A 17,185-nucleotide genomic window follows, 5' to 3' on the forward strand; every position below is an offset into this window, starting at 1 on the left:
GCATAATGGCCATCCTTCGCCGTTTGGCGTGTCCTAATTTTGGCGGTCTGCCCTTGAACGAACGTCCATCCTCTTGCGTCATCCGTCCCACCGGTTGCCCCGGGCTCATGCGTATTGTCCAGGCGCTGGACGGGGGGATCTGCCGGATTAAGCTCGACGGCGGTGCCATCCTGGCCGATCAGGCGGATGCCGTGGCGTCGGCGGCCGAGCGGTTTGCTGGCGGGGTGATCGAAGCGACCAACCGCGCCAACCTGCAAATTCGTGGGATCGGCCCGGACGAGGATGCGCTGATCGAGCAATTGCTGGCGGCAGGGCTCGGCCCGCGTAAACCGGACGGCGATGACGTGCGCAACCTGATGCTCAGCCCGTCGGCCGGGATTGACCAGCAGAGGCTGTTCGACACCCGTCCGTTGGCCGGGCAGATCCTCGACACCCTGCAAACCCATGAACGCTTCCATGAGCTGTCGGCCAAGTTCGCCGTGCAGTTGGACGGTGGCGAGCGCCTGGCGATGCTCGAACACCATCATGACCTGTGGTTGTCGGCTGTTGTCCGTGACGGCGAGCCCGGGTGGGCCTTCGGGTTGGCCGGTTCGCCGCTCGATGAGCCGGCGGGCGTGGTGCCGTTGGACGAGGGGCACGGGTTGGTGACAGCCGTGCTGACGCTGTTCCTCGACCTGGCCCGTCCGGACCAGACGCGGATGCGGCACTTGCTGGACGAAGTCCCCCGTCAGGATTTCATCGCCCAACTGGCCCGCCGCGTACCGTTGCAACCCTGCACCGAGTGGCGACGAGCGGCGTCCATCGATGGGCTGCACATCGGCATCCATCCCCAGCACGATGACCGGGTCTACGTGGGGGCCGTGGCGCCCCTGGGCCGGCTCGACGCGGCCATGTTGCGGGGCGTCGCGCAGCTGGCGCGGGAGAAGGGTGATGCGAGCTTTCGCCTGACCCCATGGCAAAGCCTGCTGTTGCCCAATGTCCGTCGCGAGGATGCCGACGACGTGCTGGCGCGACTCGAAGCGCTGGGATTGCTCGGTTCGGCTGCTCAGCCTCTGGCGCAGCTCATTGCCTGCACCGGTTCCGACGGTTGTGGCAGGGCGCTGGCCGACACCAAGGCCGATGCCCGCCGACTGGCCGACCTGCTGCAACGCCAGGGTCGTACCTTGAAGGTTCATCTGTCGGGCTGCCCGCGTTCCTGCGCGGCGGCCCATGTCGCGCCCGCCACGTTGCTGGCGGTCGCCCCCGGTCGTTACGACCTGTATGTGCGCGACGCCACGCAGCCGGGTTTCGGCGCGTTGCAGGCACACCATCTGACTATTGAAGCGTTCGGCCACTGGCTCGACGCTCGCCCCCGGAGCTCCCTTGATGCTTGATTACATCCGCGACGGTCAGGAGATCTATCGCAACTCCTTCGCGATCATCCGCGCCGAAGCCAACCTGGCGCGCATTCCGGCCGACCTGGAAAAACTCGCGGTGCGGGTGATCCACGCCTGCGGCATGGTCGAGGCCGTCGATGGCCTGCAGTTTTCCGAAGGCGCGGGCACGGCGGGGCGCCAGGCGCTGGCTGCGGGGGCGCCGATCCTGTGCGATGCGCGGATGGTTTCCGAGGGCGTGACCCGTGCTCGCCTGCCGGCCAACAACCCGGTGATCTGCACCTTGCGCGACGAGTGCGTGCCCGAGTTGGCCCGTGAGCTGGGCAACACCCGTTCGGCGGTCGCCCTGGAGCTGTGGCGTCCGTATCTGGAAGGCAGCGTCGTGGTCATCGGCAATGCGCCGACCGCGCTGTTCTACCTGCTGGAAATGCTCGATGCCGGCGCACCGAAGCCGGCCCTGATCCTGGGGTTCCCGGTGGGTTTTGTCGGCGCCGCCGAATCCAAGGCGATGCTGGCGGCCAACAGCCGCGGCGTGCCGTTCGTGATCATGCAAGGTCGGCTGGGCGGTAGCGCCATGGCTGCCGCGGCGGTCAACGCCCTCGCTACGGAGATTGAATGATGCAGCAACCTGGACGTCTGATCGGCCTCGGCGTAGGCCCCGGTGACCCGGAACTGATCACGGTCAAGGCCCTGCGCCTGCTGCGTGAATCGCCGGTGGTGGCGTACTTCGTCGCCAAGGGCAAGAAGGGCAACGCCTTCGGCATCATCGAGGCGCATTTGCAGGAGGCCCAGACCTTGCTGCCGCTGGTCTACCCGGTCACCACCGAAGCCTTGCCGGCGCCTTTGTCCTATGAACAGGTGATCGCTGACTTCTACGACACCGCCGCCGAACAGTTGGCCGAGCACCTGGACGCCGGTCGCGACGTCGCGGTGATCTGCGAAGGTGATCCGTTCTTTTACGGCTCCTACATGTACCTGCACGATCGCCTCGCCGAGCGGTATGACGCCGAAGTGATTCCCGGTGTGTGCTCGATGCTCGGTGGCGCCTCGGTGCTCGGTGCGCCGCTGGTTTATCGCAACCAGAGCCTGTCGGTGCTCTCGGGTGTCCTGCCCCATGACGAACTCAAGCGACGCCTGGCCGATGCCGACGCCGCGGTGATCATGAAGCTGGGGCGCAATTTCCCCAAGGTCCGCCAGGTGCTTCAGGAGCTGGGCATGGACGGGCGGGCGCTGTACGTCGAGCGCGCGACCATGGCCAATCAGAAAATCGTGCCGCTGGATGAAGTCGAGCCGATGTCCTCGCCGTACTTCTCGCTGATCATCGTGCCGGGCGAACGGTGGCAGGGATGACGTCGAAGGCCGCGGCAATCGTCGTCCTCGGTCCCGGCAGCCTCGCCACGGCCCGACGGATCCAGCAGCGTTACCCCGATGCCCTGATCCACGGCCTGGCCGGACGGGTCGAAGGCGCGGATCGCCAATACGTCGAGTTCGGCGCGACGCTGCGCGAACTCTATCAGCAGGACACGCCGATCATCGCCCTGTGCGCGGCCGGCATCGTCATTCGCACCCTGGCGCCGCTGCTGCTGGAAAAAGGTGCCGAGCCGCCGGTGCTGGCGGTGGCCGAGGATGGCAGCGCCGTGGTGCCGCTGTTGGGTGGCCTGGGCGGGGTGAATATCATGGCCCGCGACATCGCGGCTGCGCTGCACGTCGCCCCGGCGATCACCACCAGCGGTGAACTGCGTTTCGGCACTTGCCTGCTCAACCCGCCGAGCGGTTACCACCTCGGTGACCTGGAGCAGGGCAAGCGCTTTGTCTCCGATCTGTTGGCCGGTGAGTCGGTGCGCGTCGAAGGTGTCGCCCCGTGGTTGGAGCAGGCGCAGTTACCCCAGGATGAGCAGGCGCGCCTGGCGATTCGCATCGACAGCGCCGCCGGTACGCCGACGGTGGATGAGCTGCGTATTTACCCGCGCAACCTGGTGGTGGCCTTGGCCCCTGGGGCGTCACCGAACGTTGGCGAAACCTTGCGTGAAGCGGGCCTGGCGACGCAATCGCTGGCCTGCGTGTTGGCGGCCGACAGCGACATGGCCCGGCCCGAATTGCAGGAGGCCGCGTCGGCCCTGAACGTGCCGCTGCGCTTCATCACGGCCCACGGTGAAGTTGTCCAGTGGCTGGAGGAAGCCGTCGGCCAATCGGCGTCGATTCGCGCGGCGGGTGAGCATGCCATCGCCGTGGCCGAACAGCCCCTCGATCCCCAGCGGATCGGCCACCCGCGTGGTCGCCTGGCCGTGATCGGCCTTGGCCCGGGGGCGGCGGACTTGATGGTCCCGGCGGTGCGTGCCGAACTCGACCGCGCCACCGATGTGCTGGGTTACGAAACCTACGTGCGCATGGCGGGGCCGTTCCGGGCCGATCAGGTGCAGCACTGCACCGACAACCGCGAAGAAATGCAGCGCGCCCGACACGCCTTCGAACTGGCGGCCCAAGGGCGTTCGGTGGTGGTGGTCTCGTCCGGCGACCCGGGCGTGTTCGCCATGGCTGCCGCCGTGCTCGAAGCGCTGCACGAGTCGACGAATGCCCGCTGGCACAACGTCGACCTGCAGATCCTGCCGGGCGTCTCGGCCTCCCTGGCCACCGCCGCCCAGGCCGGTGCGCCGCTGGGGCATGACTTCTGCGTGATGTCGCTGTCGGACAACCTCAAGCCGTGGACGATCATCGAAAAGCGCCTGGACCTGGCGGCTGAAGCGGACCTGGCCCTGGCCTTCTATAACCCGATCTCCCGTTCCCGGCCCTGGCAGTTGGGACGCGCCCTGGAGATCGTCGCCCAGCATCGCACCCCGCAGACGCCGGTGGTGTTGGGACGAGACATCGGTCGCCCGGGCCAGACCCTGCGCGTGACCACGCTGGGGCAATTGACCCCGGAGCAGGTGGACATGCGCACCATGGTGTTGATCGGCTCCTCCACGACCTGCGTGTTCCCGCGTGCCGAAGGAGGGGAGTGGGTGTACACACCGCGTTGGTATGGGTTCAAGCCTGCCTGACAGTTCACTTGAAAACCGTGGCGAGGGAGCTTGCTCCCGCTGGGCTGCGCAGCAGCCCCAAAGCCATTCAGCAGATTGCATCAGGAAACGACTGGCAGTGTCTGACGACTGCTGCGCAGCCGAGCGGGAGCAAGCTCCCTCGCCACGGTGCTTCGCGTAAATATCGGGGTATTCTATTTTTATTTGTCGCGCGTATAGATAAAGAAGTGATTTAAGTTTGTTCCTGCTTTGAAATGCATTGAAAGCCTTCCTGTTTGAATTGTTAGTTTTTAAGCGTTAGTTTGCGAGCCTGATCAGTTGTCGGTAGGCACTCATCAGTATTTGGTATTACTTTGGATGTCGCTAGGTTGCAAGATATTAATTGAAAGATTCGTCGCCGGGGTGCGCCCTGGTGGCGATGTTTTTATATGCCTGTTCTTTCTTGTTTGAACAGGTCAAGGAGTGTTTTATGCAGGATGCAAACCCGCAGGTTCGCGACAGTGCGGTCGACTTTATCAGCCTATTCAAACTGACCGACCTCGAACGTGCACTGTTGCCCTATCGGAACAGTGAACAATACGACGCGGTCATGCGTTATTACTTTGCTTGTATCGGCATGCCGGATCCCCACCGGCTGCTGGAGCCACTGGGACTCCTCAAGCGCACGCTTGCGCAGATCCTGGGCAGCCGCAGGGTCAAGCGCAGCCAGGGCACAGGCAGGTCCGGCACGGCCCAGGCTACGGCAGACTTGCCGCGAATATACGACCAGGTCGAACGTCATGAGGCGCGTCTGCAATTCAGCGCCGAACAGATGAAGAAAATGCCAACGGAAGTCCCCAGGACGCAGCACTTCATCTGGCTCGGCGGCGGGCTTGGCGACATTCAGCGCGATTACCTCAATGTATGGCGAACGGTGTTGGCTGCGCAGGGTTATACCTTGAATCTTTGGTACGACAGCGACGCACTATTGGCGTGGCAAACCAATAAAGTCATTGTCGAGGCCGCCAAGGCCGACGCCTTTTTGAGCGGGGTCGATGAAACTGTTTCGGAAGTGGAGTTGGGCGCTCTTTATAACGAACGGGCCATTGTTCTGAAACAACAGATGTATGCGCATATCAATGCGGCAGTGGCGAATGGAGGAACCGCCGACGAGGCCCGGATAGATTTATTGTCCCGCGCTTATGCTCAGGATGCGCAAGTACTGCGCAAACTGCTTGAACATAACCGTCGCAGTGTCTTGGGCATGAGCGGCTTCAACTTGCGCGATATCGCAGCCGGTGAAGTGAAGTTGCAGTTGCCGGATGTCTATGAGCGGGAGATGCGTTTGCGCGGCAACATGGCGGCAGGCTCCGATGTCGTGCGAATGGAAGCGCTGTATACCGAAGGTGGCGGTTATACCGATATCGATCACCTGCCGCCGCTGGCGCAAACCCTGGGCACCGTGGATATCAGCGGTTTCGACCGGGATGCCCGCCTCGGCACCCTGCAATTGCTGTTGAACGAGAACCCGGAATGGATGCCAGGTCGCCAGGCCTCCTCCCGTTATCGGGTGCATGTTCCCGCCGAGCATCTGTCGGCACTGGAGGCGTTCGCGAAGAGCCGGCCAAGCCTGCACGAGGTCTTCGCGCTGCCGGCGGATCGGCTTTCCCGGCCTTTCGCGCTACGGGCCGTGGCGATGGAGCAATCGTTATCCAATGCGTTCCTGATGGCTCATCCAGGCAGTGAGACGGTCAAAAGCGTAATCGACCGGTTCCGTGTCAATTACGCGCTGATTGACGCCTCGACCCGGTTGGCCGCCCAGCGCGACGTTGCCTTGAGCGATGTGGGCGGCATGTTGAGCCTGGTGGAGGAGGTGTACGAAAGATCCAATGGACCACTGGCTCAACTGCCGATGGAGGAAGTGCCCCGGGCGATCGCGCTGGTCTCGGCCATTGCCACCCACTTCGGCGACGGCATCCGCTTCGAAAGCGAGGGCACCATCTACCTGACGGGCCCGGGCGCCATGCGCGATGGCATGGCCGACTACGCGAAGGCGCATTTGAGCGCGGCCATTGCCGAAACCCTGCGCAAAGAAGCGGCCATCGCACCCCATCGGACGGTGAACGGTGCCACCGAAGAAGAGCAGGATCACTCCTGGAAAGAGAACGAGAGCAATCCGGATAAATGGCTCGGCAACGAGCAGGCGCGCTGGCGCGAGGGGCAGTACAGCACGCGCTACGGCGGTGACATGGCGCAGTTGCTCAAGCATTCGACCATCGAGTTCCAGCAGGGTTGGCCGCTGATCGAAGGGCGAGCGGTGCTGCTGACCGATGTGCTGGAGCGTCTGGCCGATGGGCTTGGCGAGCCGTTCATCGAGGCGATGAGGCAGGGGCATGATGGAGAGATCCGCTTTGAGCAGCCCCTGCCGCTGAGTTTCGACGATCGCCAGTTGATCAAGCGCCAGGCGGCCGATGCCTTGGTCCCGGTGTTCCTGAGCGACGGTGAAGTGCCCAACCTGGGAATCGATGAAGTGCTGGCCAACATCGCAGACGGTTCCCTGCGTTTCATCGAAGCGAGTCCTTTGCAAAGGCTCTCGCTGGGCTTGTTGTTGGGAATGGACTCCCTGGATAACCGGCATTTCAACGGGGCCACCGGTGAGCTGGAGAACCTGGCCAATGGCGTTGCCGAGCAAGGCGTTTCCGGACGCTACGCAGTCATCGAGCGTCAGTTGTACAAGCGCAAGGCCGCCGGGTTCATGCGCGGCCTGGGAAGCGATCCGGCTTATGTGTCGAAGCCTTCCGACAGCGCACTGGAACTGAAAAAAGCCGCCTTCAAGCAGGCGCAGACCTTGTTTGAGTGGGGGCGTCATGTCGCGCGGATCCAGAAAGTCGCCACCCTTGAGCACCGTCTCCAGGTTGTCGAACGGTCCGGGCAGGTGCTCGATGGGTTCGGGCACAACGGCGTGCAGATGGTCCCCCAGGATTTGCTGCTCGATCACGACGGCGAGACGATTGGGGGGCGTTGCTATCCCCTGGCGCTGGTGATGAGCGCGGCGCTGGCCCGGGGGGATTCCGCCTCGGGACAGTTGCGCGAGCGTTTCTTCCTGGCGGTGCTCGAACCGGGGCAGGACGATTCCCAGGGCTTTCTACAGGCGCTGGAAGCCCTGCGGGACGTCGCGATCGGTGACGTCGGCACGTCGCTGGGGCAGGCAAACCTCGATCAGGTCACGGCTGCACTGGAGAAACATGCCGGCGCTCGGACGCTGATGCTCAACTCCGACAATCATTCGATGCTGGTGGCCAAGACCGTCAGTGCGGAACGCGCCAGCTATCATTTTTTCGACCCCAACTTCGGGCTGTGCAAATTCGACCAGGCCGATACCTTCCAGCGTGGCCTGGAACAGTTTTTCCAGAAAGAGGGCATGGCCCGTCATTACGCGGCCTATGGCTCTGAAGCCCGACCGGAATTCGATCTGATCGATCTGCACAGCGAAAAGGTCTCGACCTTGCGACTGTCCGACGGTTTCACGGTGGAGCAACTGCTGCAACCGGGCGCCTTGTCCGGCAAGCCGCAACGTCCCCTCAGGCAGCGCTTGGCCAATGCCCGGGGGCAGTCGCTGCAGAGCAATCCTCGCTTGGGCAACTCTCTGCTGGCGCTGGATGGCCATTGGTGGAGCCAGCAGATCGAGCAGGCGACGACTCGTCTTCAGCAAGCGAATCAGCTGGCGCCGCACCTGGTGCCGTTGTTCGACACCCTGGAGGTCATGCCGAACGGCACCTACCGGATGAACCTGATCGATCCGCAAAAAACTGAGGCGTTGGTACGGATCGTCACCGATGACCATCGGTTCTTGCAGATCAAGAACTACCTCTCGGAACGTTTTTCCGTCCTCGCCAACAGGCCTTCACTGGCGGGCGATCCCACCGAGGTGGGCAGTGTCCACACCTTGAATGCCGGCTTCGCCATACAAGCGCTGATGAACGCGTTGCGGGGGCGGGAAGGACCTGACCGGCCGCTGACCCTGGCGGTCCGCTTGCATGCCTATGTCAATTACGCGCAATTGGTCCATGGCAACGTCGTGGATATCGCGGGTCTGGTGGGGCTTGTCCGGCAGGCACTGGCCCAGGAGAAGCTGATCGCCCGCACTGTCGCGCCGGTGGTCAAGGCGGCCGTGGGCAGCAGCGTTGGCGAGGCGACGGGGGGACTGCTGCAACTGGCCAACGTCGGCTTCGACATTTATCAGTTATCCACCGCGCAGAACGACGTCGGGCGAGCCCAGTTCGGCACCCAGCTGGCGTTCGACTCGGCCAGCCTGGTGCTGTCGATCGGTGCTTATGCCGCCGGCGCCACCACCGCCGGAGCCTTGTTGGGCGGCGCTGCGGTGATGCTGGGCGGCTTGGCGGTGGGAGTGGCGGCGCTGGCCCAAGGGTTCGCCGGCATCGCCGAGGAGGCCAAGCAGGTCGGGCTGTTTTTCGATGAAGTGGCAAACGCTCATCTCCAGGCCTATCGGTCCGATGCCACCCAGGGCGCGTGGCTGCCGCGCCCGTCGCTGATCGTTCACACGCTGGACCTGGCGCGGGCCGAACTGATGCTGGACAGCCCCAGGTTGTATCCGCTGCGCGATCATTTCGGCGTGCCGACCTTCGACGACGATTACGAGCGGGCGATCAATATCCGCCGAGAGCTCAACCTGCCGGGGCGCGTCAGATTCAACCCTCCCGCAGGCTCGGTCATTGTCCTGCCCTGTGCGCCGCAAACCTGCTACCGCTATGAGTACAAGGCGTTGCCCTTCGCTGGCCTGCGCCACGACACCGGTTTCGATACCGCGCGGCGCCTGGAGAAAAGGAAAGCCGACGGTGGATGGCTGTTCCTGTTTTCGTTCTATTCCTTCCCCAGCGATTACATTCTTTATCGCCTGGTCCCGGACTATCGCCCGAGCGTGATCAAGGTGGTGCTCGATGGCAGCGATCGCTCATTGGTGGTGCCCGTCCTGCCGCCAGCCTGGCATGGCAAGATCTCCTACGAGATCCAGGGTGCCGGCAAGCGATGCGCCTTGGCGCTCAATCCCGGCGTGAGCCTGACCCTGGAGGCGACGCGGCCGTTGAACGCCAGTTGGGTGTTGGACGCCCCGTGGGCCCAGGAAAGCGACCTGCATCTGGAGCGTTACGGGAAACTGTCCATCGGCGACGTCACGGTCGCGTTCACGGGAACGGGTCGCCATGACGTGCTGATACGGATCGCCGATGAGCAGGTGTTCAAGGTCGAGGCGGGCCAACTCGCCGTGATCGAACAGGACGTGCCCCCGGGCATGGACCGACAGGCCTTGCAGGAGCATTTCAAGAGCCTGGCCAGGCAGCACCGCCTGGTGATGCCGTATACGCCGGTCCATCGTTATCTGATTCCCTTCGAGAAAGCCGACGAGCCCCGCCATGTCACGGCCTGGTACGATGCCAGGAACGACCGTTTCCTGTTCATTCGTGATGAACTGCCGGGCGCCGAGGATGCGGTGCTGGGGGCAGTGGCAGGCGACAGCGGCTATTTCCATGACCCTCAGAACCTGATCATCTGGCAAACCGATGCGGTCACCGGCGTGCTGAGCCATCGCTATTGGCTGCGCAGCATCGATCAGCAAAAAGCCGTCATCAAGAGCGTCGAGGCGGACGCGCAGGGAGTGATCCATGTTGTCCAGCACATCACCCGTCAGGATCGAAGCGACGATGTGCTGGTGTACGTGATTCATGACGGGCAATTGCTGCTCAGCTCCATCACTCGGGACCTGGATGCGTCGCTGGAATCGGTCTTCAGTGCCGGCGAGACGTTGGGCGATTGGTCGCAAGTGTTGGGCGATGCCTACTCCTTTGTGCCGTCCGCCGGCAGCGCAGACACCTTCGAGACCGTGAATTGGCAGCCGGCACCCTTCGTTTCGGTCTGTTGGAAAATCGATGCGCAGCAGCGGGACATGGCTTGGGTGCGCCGCAGCGACGGCTTGATCATTCGTCCTTCGCCACCGCGCAACCAGGCGCGTGGGTGGCCCGATTCGATCAAGAACATGACGGACCTGACCCTGCTCGCACCGCCGGACGACAGCGATGTGTTTGTCATCTACGACAGGCTCAACCAGGCGCTGTGCGCCAGGCGGCGTACCGTGGTGGCGGGCCGTGGGCAATGGTCCAGCCGGTGCGCGCGGGCACCTCGCCTGGAAAATGTCATTGCCGTCGAGGGGGGGTACGTGGCGCTGACTTCTGGCGGCCTGTTCTACAACAACCTCACCGGCCACGGCGAGCTGGAGCTGGGAGGCGTGCGGGACACCTGGTTCAAGGACCGCCCCCAATGGTGGTTGGCCCTGGACGCGTTGGCCCAGCGGCACGGGAACAGAAGCCTGGCGCTGATTGGCTTGACCCGTGTCGGGGGGGACGGGACGTTGTGTGCCTGGTATGTCGGCAATCGATTGCTGTTGCTCGATTGGGACGGTGCCGCGCCGGTGCGGCTGTTGGGCGCGACGCCGGATGGGGAGGCGGCCTGGTTATTCGATGTGGCCAGTGGCGAGGTCTATCGCCAGGCCTTCATCGATCCGCAGCGACTGGACGCTGCCTTTGGCCAGGGTTCGCAGCTGTTGCAGGCGGATGTGGTGCCTCATCCGCTGCGCGAATGGGCGCCCTGGCAGTTTGCCGAGATGACCGTCGACGGGGCCGGCCTGCGTGGCGTGACCTTCGACGGCGTGGAGGTCGTGTTGCGCGACCAAGAGCCGGCGCGGGTGACCGGTGTCACGCAGCATTGGGTGGCCGCTCAAGGTGGTCGCGAGCGCGAGGGGCTCAGGCAGTTGATTGCCCGGACGTCCCATAGCCCGTTGCTGTCGGTGGGCGATCCGGACGGCCTGAAGTGGTTCGTCGCCGAGACCGAGCGTGTGATTCGGGTGCCCAGGGCCGCTGTTCCGGAGTCTTTCGAGGTGTTGGGGACCCAGCGGCAGACCAACGTCCTGCTTCATGAAAGCACCAACGGGACGCTGTTGGCCCTGCCTGGCAGGGCCCATGCCGGACCGCTCAGCTATGTCCAGCGTGAAGGCGAGGTGATGGTCGTCGAGGGCCAGGACGCGAAGATCGATGATCTGCTGCCGTTGATGGCGGATGACGTCAGGATCCTGATCCTGCGCATGGGCCAAGGCGCCGTGAGCTACCGACTGTCCAAAGCCGCCTGGTCGAGGGTCAAGTCGGTGGTCCTCGACTGCCGGCATCCGCTGGGCGACGCGATAACGATCCCCGGCAAGTTGATCTGGGACCTGGATGAACCTGATCGGTTATGGCTGAGCAAGGTCCAGGATCACTTGGTGATCCTCGATCCGGACAGCGGCCACAGTCTGATTGTTCGCGAGGTGTGTGCGGCGGACGTCAACTTGCGTGGCGACGTGTTGCTCAGTTTCGGCGGGCATCGACACTATGCTGTCTCGACGCTGGTGCAACGCCTGGACGCCCGGCGGGACACTCAGAACGGCGTCACGCTGCAAGCGCTGTCGGATGAAGCGTTGGCGGTGGAGACCAACACGGTGAGTTGAGCCCAGGCACGAACAGGGCATTGAATAAAAATGGGTTGCCGGTGTTATGACCGGCAACCCATTTTTTTGAGTGATGAATGAGGCGCTACTTTCTCAAGACAAAACGCCTCATCAAATACTCATTCAGTACTTTGTTGATCAGTGTTCTTCTGCTGTCGAGTTCGCGCCTGTCCAGTTTCAGGAGCGCTCGGCGTTGGATAATCCTGGCTGCACGACTTTCCCAGTTCCAGAACAGGAAACTGCGCCTGCGTGTCTCCACGCTAAGTTCGAGTTTGAACAGGGCGATGTGCAGGTTGCCCTGTGAATCGTATCGGGCTGGAATAACCTGGAAAGTCTCGCCTTCCAGGGTTTCGTTGTCCAAGGACAGTAGGGCCGGGCGGTCGGCTTTCAACGTGTCGAGGGTGTCGATCATGGCGTTCGCCTGGCGTGCATCTTTCATGGCGTGAGCGCTCTCGACCAGGAAATCCGCCACCGAGCCGGAGACGATGTGTTGCGTGCGGGTATGGATGGAGTCGCCATACAGCGACCAGCCGAGGAAATTCAAGGTACGGGCATATTCTTCGAACCACTCCTTGGGATTGGCATAGCGGTGATGGCCGAGGTCGGCCGAGCGGGTGGCGATGGCGTTGCAATCGGCGATGTCATTGTGATCTTGCAGGGCCGGTGCGCCGATGTACGAAAACAGGTTGGGACCGCCGACCAGTCCGGTTAATAGTCCGTTATTCATCAAGACTTTCCATTAAGTTAAGTGTGCTGTTGCTCTTGTTGGATAGGCAATGATGAAGGTTGTCGGTAAGTGGCTGGGCGTTAATATAAGTCTGGATGTTGAGGTGGTGAGGATTTTTGGTTGTCTACATATATTGCAATTGGATGGTGTTGTTGTTTTTGAGGTCGATGAATTAGATTGAGTCGGGTTCGCAGGAGCGAACTTTACTAACAGCAAGGAAGATTGAATATGGAACAGTTTGAAAGTGTCATCAGTGTTGCGCAAAGTATTGAGTTGATTCAGGGCCGTATAAACCGGCGCAAGGCGCAGGCCGTTACGGGCCGGCGTGTACGCCGGTCCCTGGCGCAGCAGGACAGCCCGACCAAGGACCTGGATGCCCTGATGCTGGGGGATGCGCTCGTCGGCTATGGCAACAGCATGTCGCTCAACAACATGGCGATCATGGAGAACCTGATGACGATGGCGATCATGGAAGCCAACTTCGAAGTACCCGGCGGCAAAAATACCCGGGCGTGGTACGACGCCTTCATCCAATGCCTGCAAGACCTTGGCTGCTTCGTCGCCGATGACGGCTATACCCGCTACTCCGAAAGCTCCCGGCGCGTGGACATGGACTGGGTGATCAGCGATATCGTCAAAGGCATCATCGACGGCGTCAAGGCCAGTGTCCCGGCCGCGACGGTGCTCGGCGCGGTAGTGAACACCACGATCGACGGTCTGAAGCGCGACGAGCAGACCATCAGCCTGTTCAACACCCAGGTCAAGGCGGCGGACGGCGCACGTCTATCGGTCATCCCCTGCGAGCAGTTGGCCAACGGCACCTTGATTGCCTCGTCCACCTCGATAAAGCAAACCGGTACGTCGAGTAACGGCGGGGCTCTCTTCGTGAACTGGCAAGCTTCGGCACGGGAGATCTTTCGCGGCAAATCGTTCGTGACCTTCAACCCTGTCCGCTATGAAGAGTTCCGCCAGGACATCGAAGAGTACCTGGGCGTACACCGCCGGGAGGTGCTGAGCCGAAGGTTCGCCCGTCGCAAGCGTGCCTGAGGCTCAAGGCGCCGGCAGGGTTATGGCACCAGGTAGCCCTTGACCCCGGTAAAGATGATCTGCGCGGCCAACGCGCAGACGAACAGCCCCATCAGGCGGCTGACGATCTGCAAGCCCTGGTCACCCAGGATCCGCTCGATGCGGCTGGACAGGTACAGCACCACGCCAACGGTGAAGCTGGCCAGGGCGATGCTGACGATGGCCATGAGCTTGTCGTCCCAGTGCGGCTGGCTCACGCCCATCACCAGCAGGGCGCCGATGGTGCCGGGGCCGACGGTCAATGGAATGGTCAGCGGGACGATTGTCACGTCCTGCTGGACGCTGTCGGTCTGGACCGCCGACTTGCCCTGGGCCATGCCCAGTGCCGAAATGAACAGCACGCTGCCGGCGCCGATACGAAACGCATCCACGGTGATGCCGAACACGGTGAAAATCACTCTCCCGAACAGGTACAGCAACACGCTGGACACCAGCGTCGCGATGGCGACCTTCCAGGCCAGGCGTCGCTGTTCCTTGCGCGAATAGCCGCGAGTCAGGCCGATAAAGCACGACAATACGAAGAAGGGGCTATAGAGCACCAGCATCTTCAGGTAAACGCTGAACAGCACGTGGAGCATGGTTGAGGCTCAAGGCGGGGAACACGACGGGAGTCTAACAGGCGTTTTGCTGTCTGTCGGCTCAGGACGTTTGCGCTTCGTGGTTTTGCTGGTCACGTTGGGCCACCCAGTGCTCGATCAGCTCGCGCAGTTGCGACAGTTCCACCGGTTTGGCCATGTGCCCGTCCATTCCGGCCTGGCGGGCGCGCTCCTTGTGTTCGGCCAGGATGTGCGCGGTGAGCGCCACCACCGGGGTGCGGGTGCGCTGGTTGCCGACTTCCCATGCACGCAGCTGCTGGGTGGCGGAGAACCCGTCGAGGATCGGCATCTCGCAGTCCATCAGGACCAGGTCGTAATGCTGCTCCTTCATGGCCTTGAGGGCCTCCTCGCCATTGCTGGCGGTGTCGGGTTGCAGATTGAGCTTGCCCAGCATGCCGCGGATGACCTTGGTGGAAATGCTATTGTCCTCCGCCACGAGGATGCGGAAATCGCTGGGCACCTTCACCGGGACGGGCAGGCCTGCGCTCGCTGACGCATTCGCTCCCTGGCCCTTGTTGCGCTGGTTCAGTTCGTCCGCCAGGGTGGTCTTGAGGGTGTAGCCCGCCACCGGTTTGGCAAGGATGCGCTTGACCCCGCTGTTGCGCGCCCCGATCTTGCTCGGCGCGTTGCTGATGCCGGTGAGCATGATCAACAGGATGTCGTGGTTCAGGCTCGGGTCTTCCTTGATCTTGGCGGCCAGTTGCATGCCGGTCATGCCCGGCATGTTCTGGTCCAGCAGGACCACGTCGAAATAATCGCGTAGGTGCGCCTTGGTGCGCAGCAGCGCCAGCGCTTCCTTGCCCGAGGGCACCGCACTGACGTTCAGGCCCCAGGCGCTGCACTGTTGCACCAGCACTTTGCGACAGGTGTCGTTGTCGTCGACGATCAGCACCCGCGCCCCTTGCAGCGGGCCATCGAGGTCGGAGGTCGGATGTTCGAGACGGTCCGGGTCCAGCGGCAACGTCAGCCACAAGGTGCTGCCCTGGCTGCTGCCGCTCTTGATGCCGAATTCCCCGTGCATGAGGATGATCAATTGTCGGGCGATCACCAGGCCCAGGTTGCCCCCCAGGCGCGTGGCGGAGAGGAAGTTCTTGCTGTGCAGCTCGGCGTGCATCAGCGTGTCGCGCTCTTCGGCGTCCATCGGCGTCCCGCTGTCCTGCACGGCAATGCGCAGACGCGGCTGGTTGCTGCGCTCGTCGAGGGCCACGACGATCAATACCTCGCCCTCGTCGGTCTTCTTCAAGGCATTTTCCAGCAGGCTCAACAGCGCCTGGCGCAGCCGCGTCGGGTCGCCGCTGATCACCCGCGGCACCTGGGGCTGGATGAAGCTGATCAGCTCGACGTTCTGCTGTTCGGCCTTGGCGCGGAAGATGCTCAGGCAATCCTCGATCAGCGCATTGAGGTCGAACTGCACATCGTCCAGTTCGATCTGCCCGGACTCGAGCCGGGAAATGTCGAGGATCTCGTTGATCAGCGTCAGCAATTCATTGCCGGCGCTGTGGATCGTCTGCACGTAGTCGCGTTGCTTGACCGACAGCGGCGTGCCCAGCAGCAATTCAGTCATGCCCAGCACGCCATTCATCGGCGTCCGGATCTCGTGACTGATCTTGGCCAGGAATTCGGCCTTGGCATTGATCTCGGCGTTGCTCGCCGCCAGGTCGCGACTGATGCTGAAGCGGCTTTCATTGATCGAGCGCTGGCGTTCGCCCAGGGCGACGCTCATCAGCAGGCCGCTGAGGCAGATGAACACCAGCAGCGTGATGATCAAGCCCTGGGGAGGCACCTCGGTCAGCCCTTGCAGGGCCGGGAGGATGATCAGCGTGCCCAGGTTGAAGATCACCATGGCCGCGACGAACAGGCGTGCCGGGCGGTAGCCTTTTTGCCAGTGCCAGGCGCTGACGAACAGCATGCTCAGGCCGGCCAGGGCCACCAGCGCATAGGTGATGATGTTGAGCGGCAGTGTGTTGACGAACAACAGCAACAGGCTGCACAGCATGGTGAGCACAATGTCCCCCAGCAGCAGCCGGTTCAACGGGTGCGGTCCCAGGGGCGCGAAAAAACGGTAGGCGAACATCAGGCCGCACGGCGCCGTCAGCAACAGGGCCAGGTAGGCCCCCGGGGTCTGGAACGCCGGCCAGTCGGGCAGCCAGGGCCCGGCCAGGTTCAGCAGCAGTACCAGGCTGAGCATCAAAAGGCCTTCACAGGCGGCCAGCCACAGGCAACTGCGCGAGCGGGTGTAGGCGTAGCGGGTGAGGTTGTGCAGGATCAGCATCGCGATGCAGCCGAACAGCAGGCCGTAGATCAGCGTCTGGTTCTGGTCGGCGGCTGCCAGGACCGCTGGCTGCAAGGTGACGTAGGGGCGCAGTTCGTGGCGCGAGGCCAGCCTTACGTAGACGTCCAGGGTTTTGTCGCTGCGTGGCAGCGCGAGTATGAAATCGCTGCTGGGGACCGGGTGTTCGCTGCGGGGCAGTGAATTGCCACTGGTCTGCTGGTCGATCAGGTTGTCGCCGTCCAGCACGTAGAGGTTCAGGAGGGACAGGTCGGGGGCGAAGATGCGCAGGATCTGCTCATGATCGTCAGGGGCCAGGCGAAAGCGCAGCCACAGGGCTCCATTGGGTTCGGCGGCCTCGAGGCGGTCCAGGTCGATGGGGCTGAATTGATTGGTGTAGCGGGCCGAGCGGATATCGCTCAGTTTCAGGTCGCCCTGTTCGTCGAGCAATACCGCCCAACCGCTGCCTGGCGCGGCCTGGGCCGGGAGCATACAGAGCAGCGTCAGCAGGGTGGCGATAAAGCCTATGGCGATCCTGAGCCAGCGCACGGCGAAATCCCTTCGTAGGTTGATGCCAGATTATAACTAT

General features: G+C 62.8%; 10 protein-coding genes. 7 read left to right on the forward strand and 3 right to left on the reverse strand.

Features of this window, described 5'->3' with window-relative positions:
- Window positions 1-53: 53 nt before the first annotated feature.
- The 5 genes from cobG (at window position 54) to ACODSJ_RS10275 (ending at window position 11,918) form a co-directional block, all read left to right on the forward strand.
- On the forward strand, window positions 54-1,373 hold the full coding sequence (gene cobG, locus ACODSJ_RS10255; protein WP_489101615.1) for a precorrin-3B synthase: 1,320 nt from the start codon (window positions 54-56) through the stop codon (window positions 1,371-1,373).
- Entirely contained in the window at window positions 1,366-1,992 is a 627-nt protein-coding gene (locus tag ACODSJ_RS10260; RefSeq protein ID WP_489101616.1) for a precorrin-8X methylmutase, read from the forward strand. The genes cobG and ACODSJ_RS10260 overlap by 8 nt, the downstream gene beginning before the upstream one ends.
- The gene (locus ACODSJ_RS10265) at window positions 1,989-2,723 is read left to right on the forward strand and encodes a precorrin-2 C(20)-methyltransferase (protein ID WP_489101617.1); all 735 of its coding nucleotides are present in this window, start codon (window positions 1,989-1,991) and stop codon (window positions 2,721-2,723) included. Before ACODSJ_RS10260 ends, ACODSJ_RS10265 begins: the two co-directional genes overlap by 4 nt.
- A complete protein-coding gene (gene cobJ / locus ACODSJ_RS10270; protein WP_489101618.1) occupies window positions 2,720-4,411 on the forward strand; it encodes a precorrin-3B C(17)-methyltransferase in 1,692 nt (563 codons plus the stop codon). The genes ACODSJ_RS10265 and cobJ overlap by 4 nt, the downstream gene beginning before the upstream one ends.
- Before the next feature lie 448 nt (window positions 4,412-4,859).
- A complete protein-coding gene (locus tag ACODSJ_RS10275) occupies window positions 4,860-11,918 on the forward strand; it encodes a TcdA/TcdB catalytic glycosyltransferase domain-containing protein (RefSeq protein ID WP_489101619.1) in 7,059 nt (2,352 codons plus the stop codon).
- Window positions 11,919-12,003: 85 nt separating this feature from the next.
- Here ACODSJ_RS10275 and ACODSJ_RS10280 read toward each other — a convergent pair whose 3' ends face one another.
- Window positions 12,004-12,645: a hypothetical protein gene (locus ACODSJ_RS10280; protein ID WP_489101620.1), complete on the reverse strand. Its 642-nt coding sequence runs from the start codon at window positions 12,643-12,645 to the stop codon at window positions 12,004-12,006.
- A 49-nt stretch (window positions 12,646-12,694) separates the two neighbouring features.
- Here ACODSJ_RS10280 and ACODSJ_RS10285 point away from each other — a divergent pair, with 49 nt between their 5' ends.
- Together ACODSJ_RS10285 and ACODSJ_RS10290 are read left to right on the forward strand one after the other, a co-directional pair.
- On the forward strand, window positions 12,695-12,826 hold the full coding sequence (locus ACODSJ_RS10285) for a hypothetical protein (protein WP_489101621.1): 132 nt from the start codon (window positions 12,695-12,697) through the stop codon (window positions 12,824-12,826).
- A gap of 47 nt (window positions 12,827-12,873) precedes the next feature.
- On the forward strand, window positions 12,874-13,692 hold the full coding sequence (locus ACODSJ_RS10290) for a hypothetical protein (protein WP_489101622.1): 819 nt from the start codon (window positions 12,874-12,876) through the stop codon (window positions 13,690-13,692).
- Between the two features lie 20 nt (window positions 13,693-13,712).
- Here ACODSJ_RS10290 and ACODSJ_RS10295 read toward each other — a convergent pair whose 3' ends face one another.
- Together ACODSJ_RS10295 and ACODSJ_RS10300 are read right to left on the reverse strand one after the other, a co-directional pair.
- Window positions 13,713-14,309: a MarC family protein gene (locus ACODSJ_RS10295; RefSeq protein ID WP_489101623.1), complete on the reverse strand. Its 597-nt coding sequence runs from the start codon at window positions 14,307-14,309 to the stop codon at window positions 13,713-13,715.
- A gap of 61 nt (window positions 14,310-14,370) precedes the next feature.
- Entirely contained in the window at window positions 14,371-17,145 is a 2,775-nt protein-coding gene (locus ACODSJ_RS10300) for a hybrid sensor histidine kinase/response regulator (protein WP_489101624.1), read from the reverse strand.
- Between the last annotated feature and the right edge of the window lie 40 nt (window positions 17,146-17,185).

It is taken from the genome of Pseudomonas sp. FG6, from assembly GCF_057809015.1.

Excerpts from the sequence above, each read along its gene's own strand:
- ACODSJ_RS10260 (WP_489101616.1), top strand. The coding sequence starts at position 1,366 with ATGCTTGATTACATCCGCGACGGTCAGGAGATCTATCGCAACTCCTTC.
- ACODSJ_RS10265 (WP_489101617.1), top strand. The coding sequence starts at position 1,989 with ATGATGCAGCAACCTGGACGTCTGATCGGCCTCGGCGTAGGCCCCGGT.
- cobJ (WP_489101618.1), top strand. The coding sequence starts at position 2,720 with ATGACGTCGAAGGCCGCGGCAATCGTCGTCCTCGGTCCCGGCAGCCTC.
- ACODSJ_RS10275 (WP_489101619.1), top strand. The coding sequence starts at position 4,860 with ATGCAGGATGCAAACCCGCAGGTTCGCGACAGTGCGGTCGACTTTATC.
- ACODSJ_RS10280 (WP_489101620.1), bottom strand. The coding sequence starts at position 12,645 with ATGAATAACGGACTATTAACCGGACTGGTCGGCGGTCCCAACCTGTTT.
- ACODSJ_RS10285 (WP_489101621.1), top strand. The coding sequence starts at position 12,695 with ATGATGAAGGTTGTCGGTAAGTGGCTGGGCGTTAATATAAGTCTGGAT.
- ACODSJ_RS10290 (WP_489101622.1), top strand. The coding sequence starts at position 12,874 with ATGGAACAGTTTGAAAGTGTCATCAGTGTTGCGCAAAGTATTGAGTTG.
- ACODSJ_RS10295 (WP_489101623.1), bottom strand. The coding sequence starts at position 14,309 with ATGCTCCACGTGCTGTTCAGCGTTTACCTGAAGATGCTGGTGCTCTAT.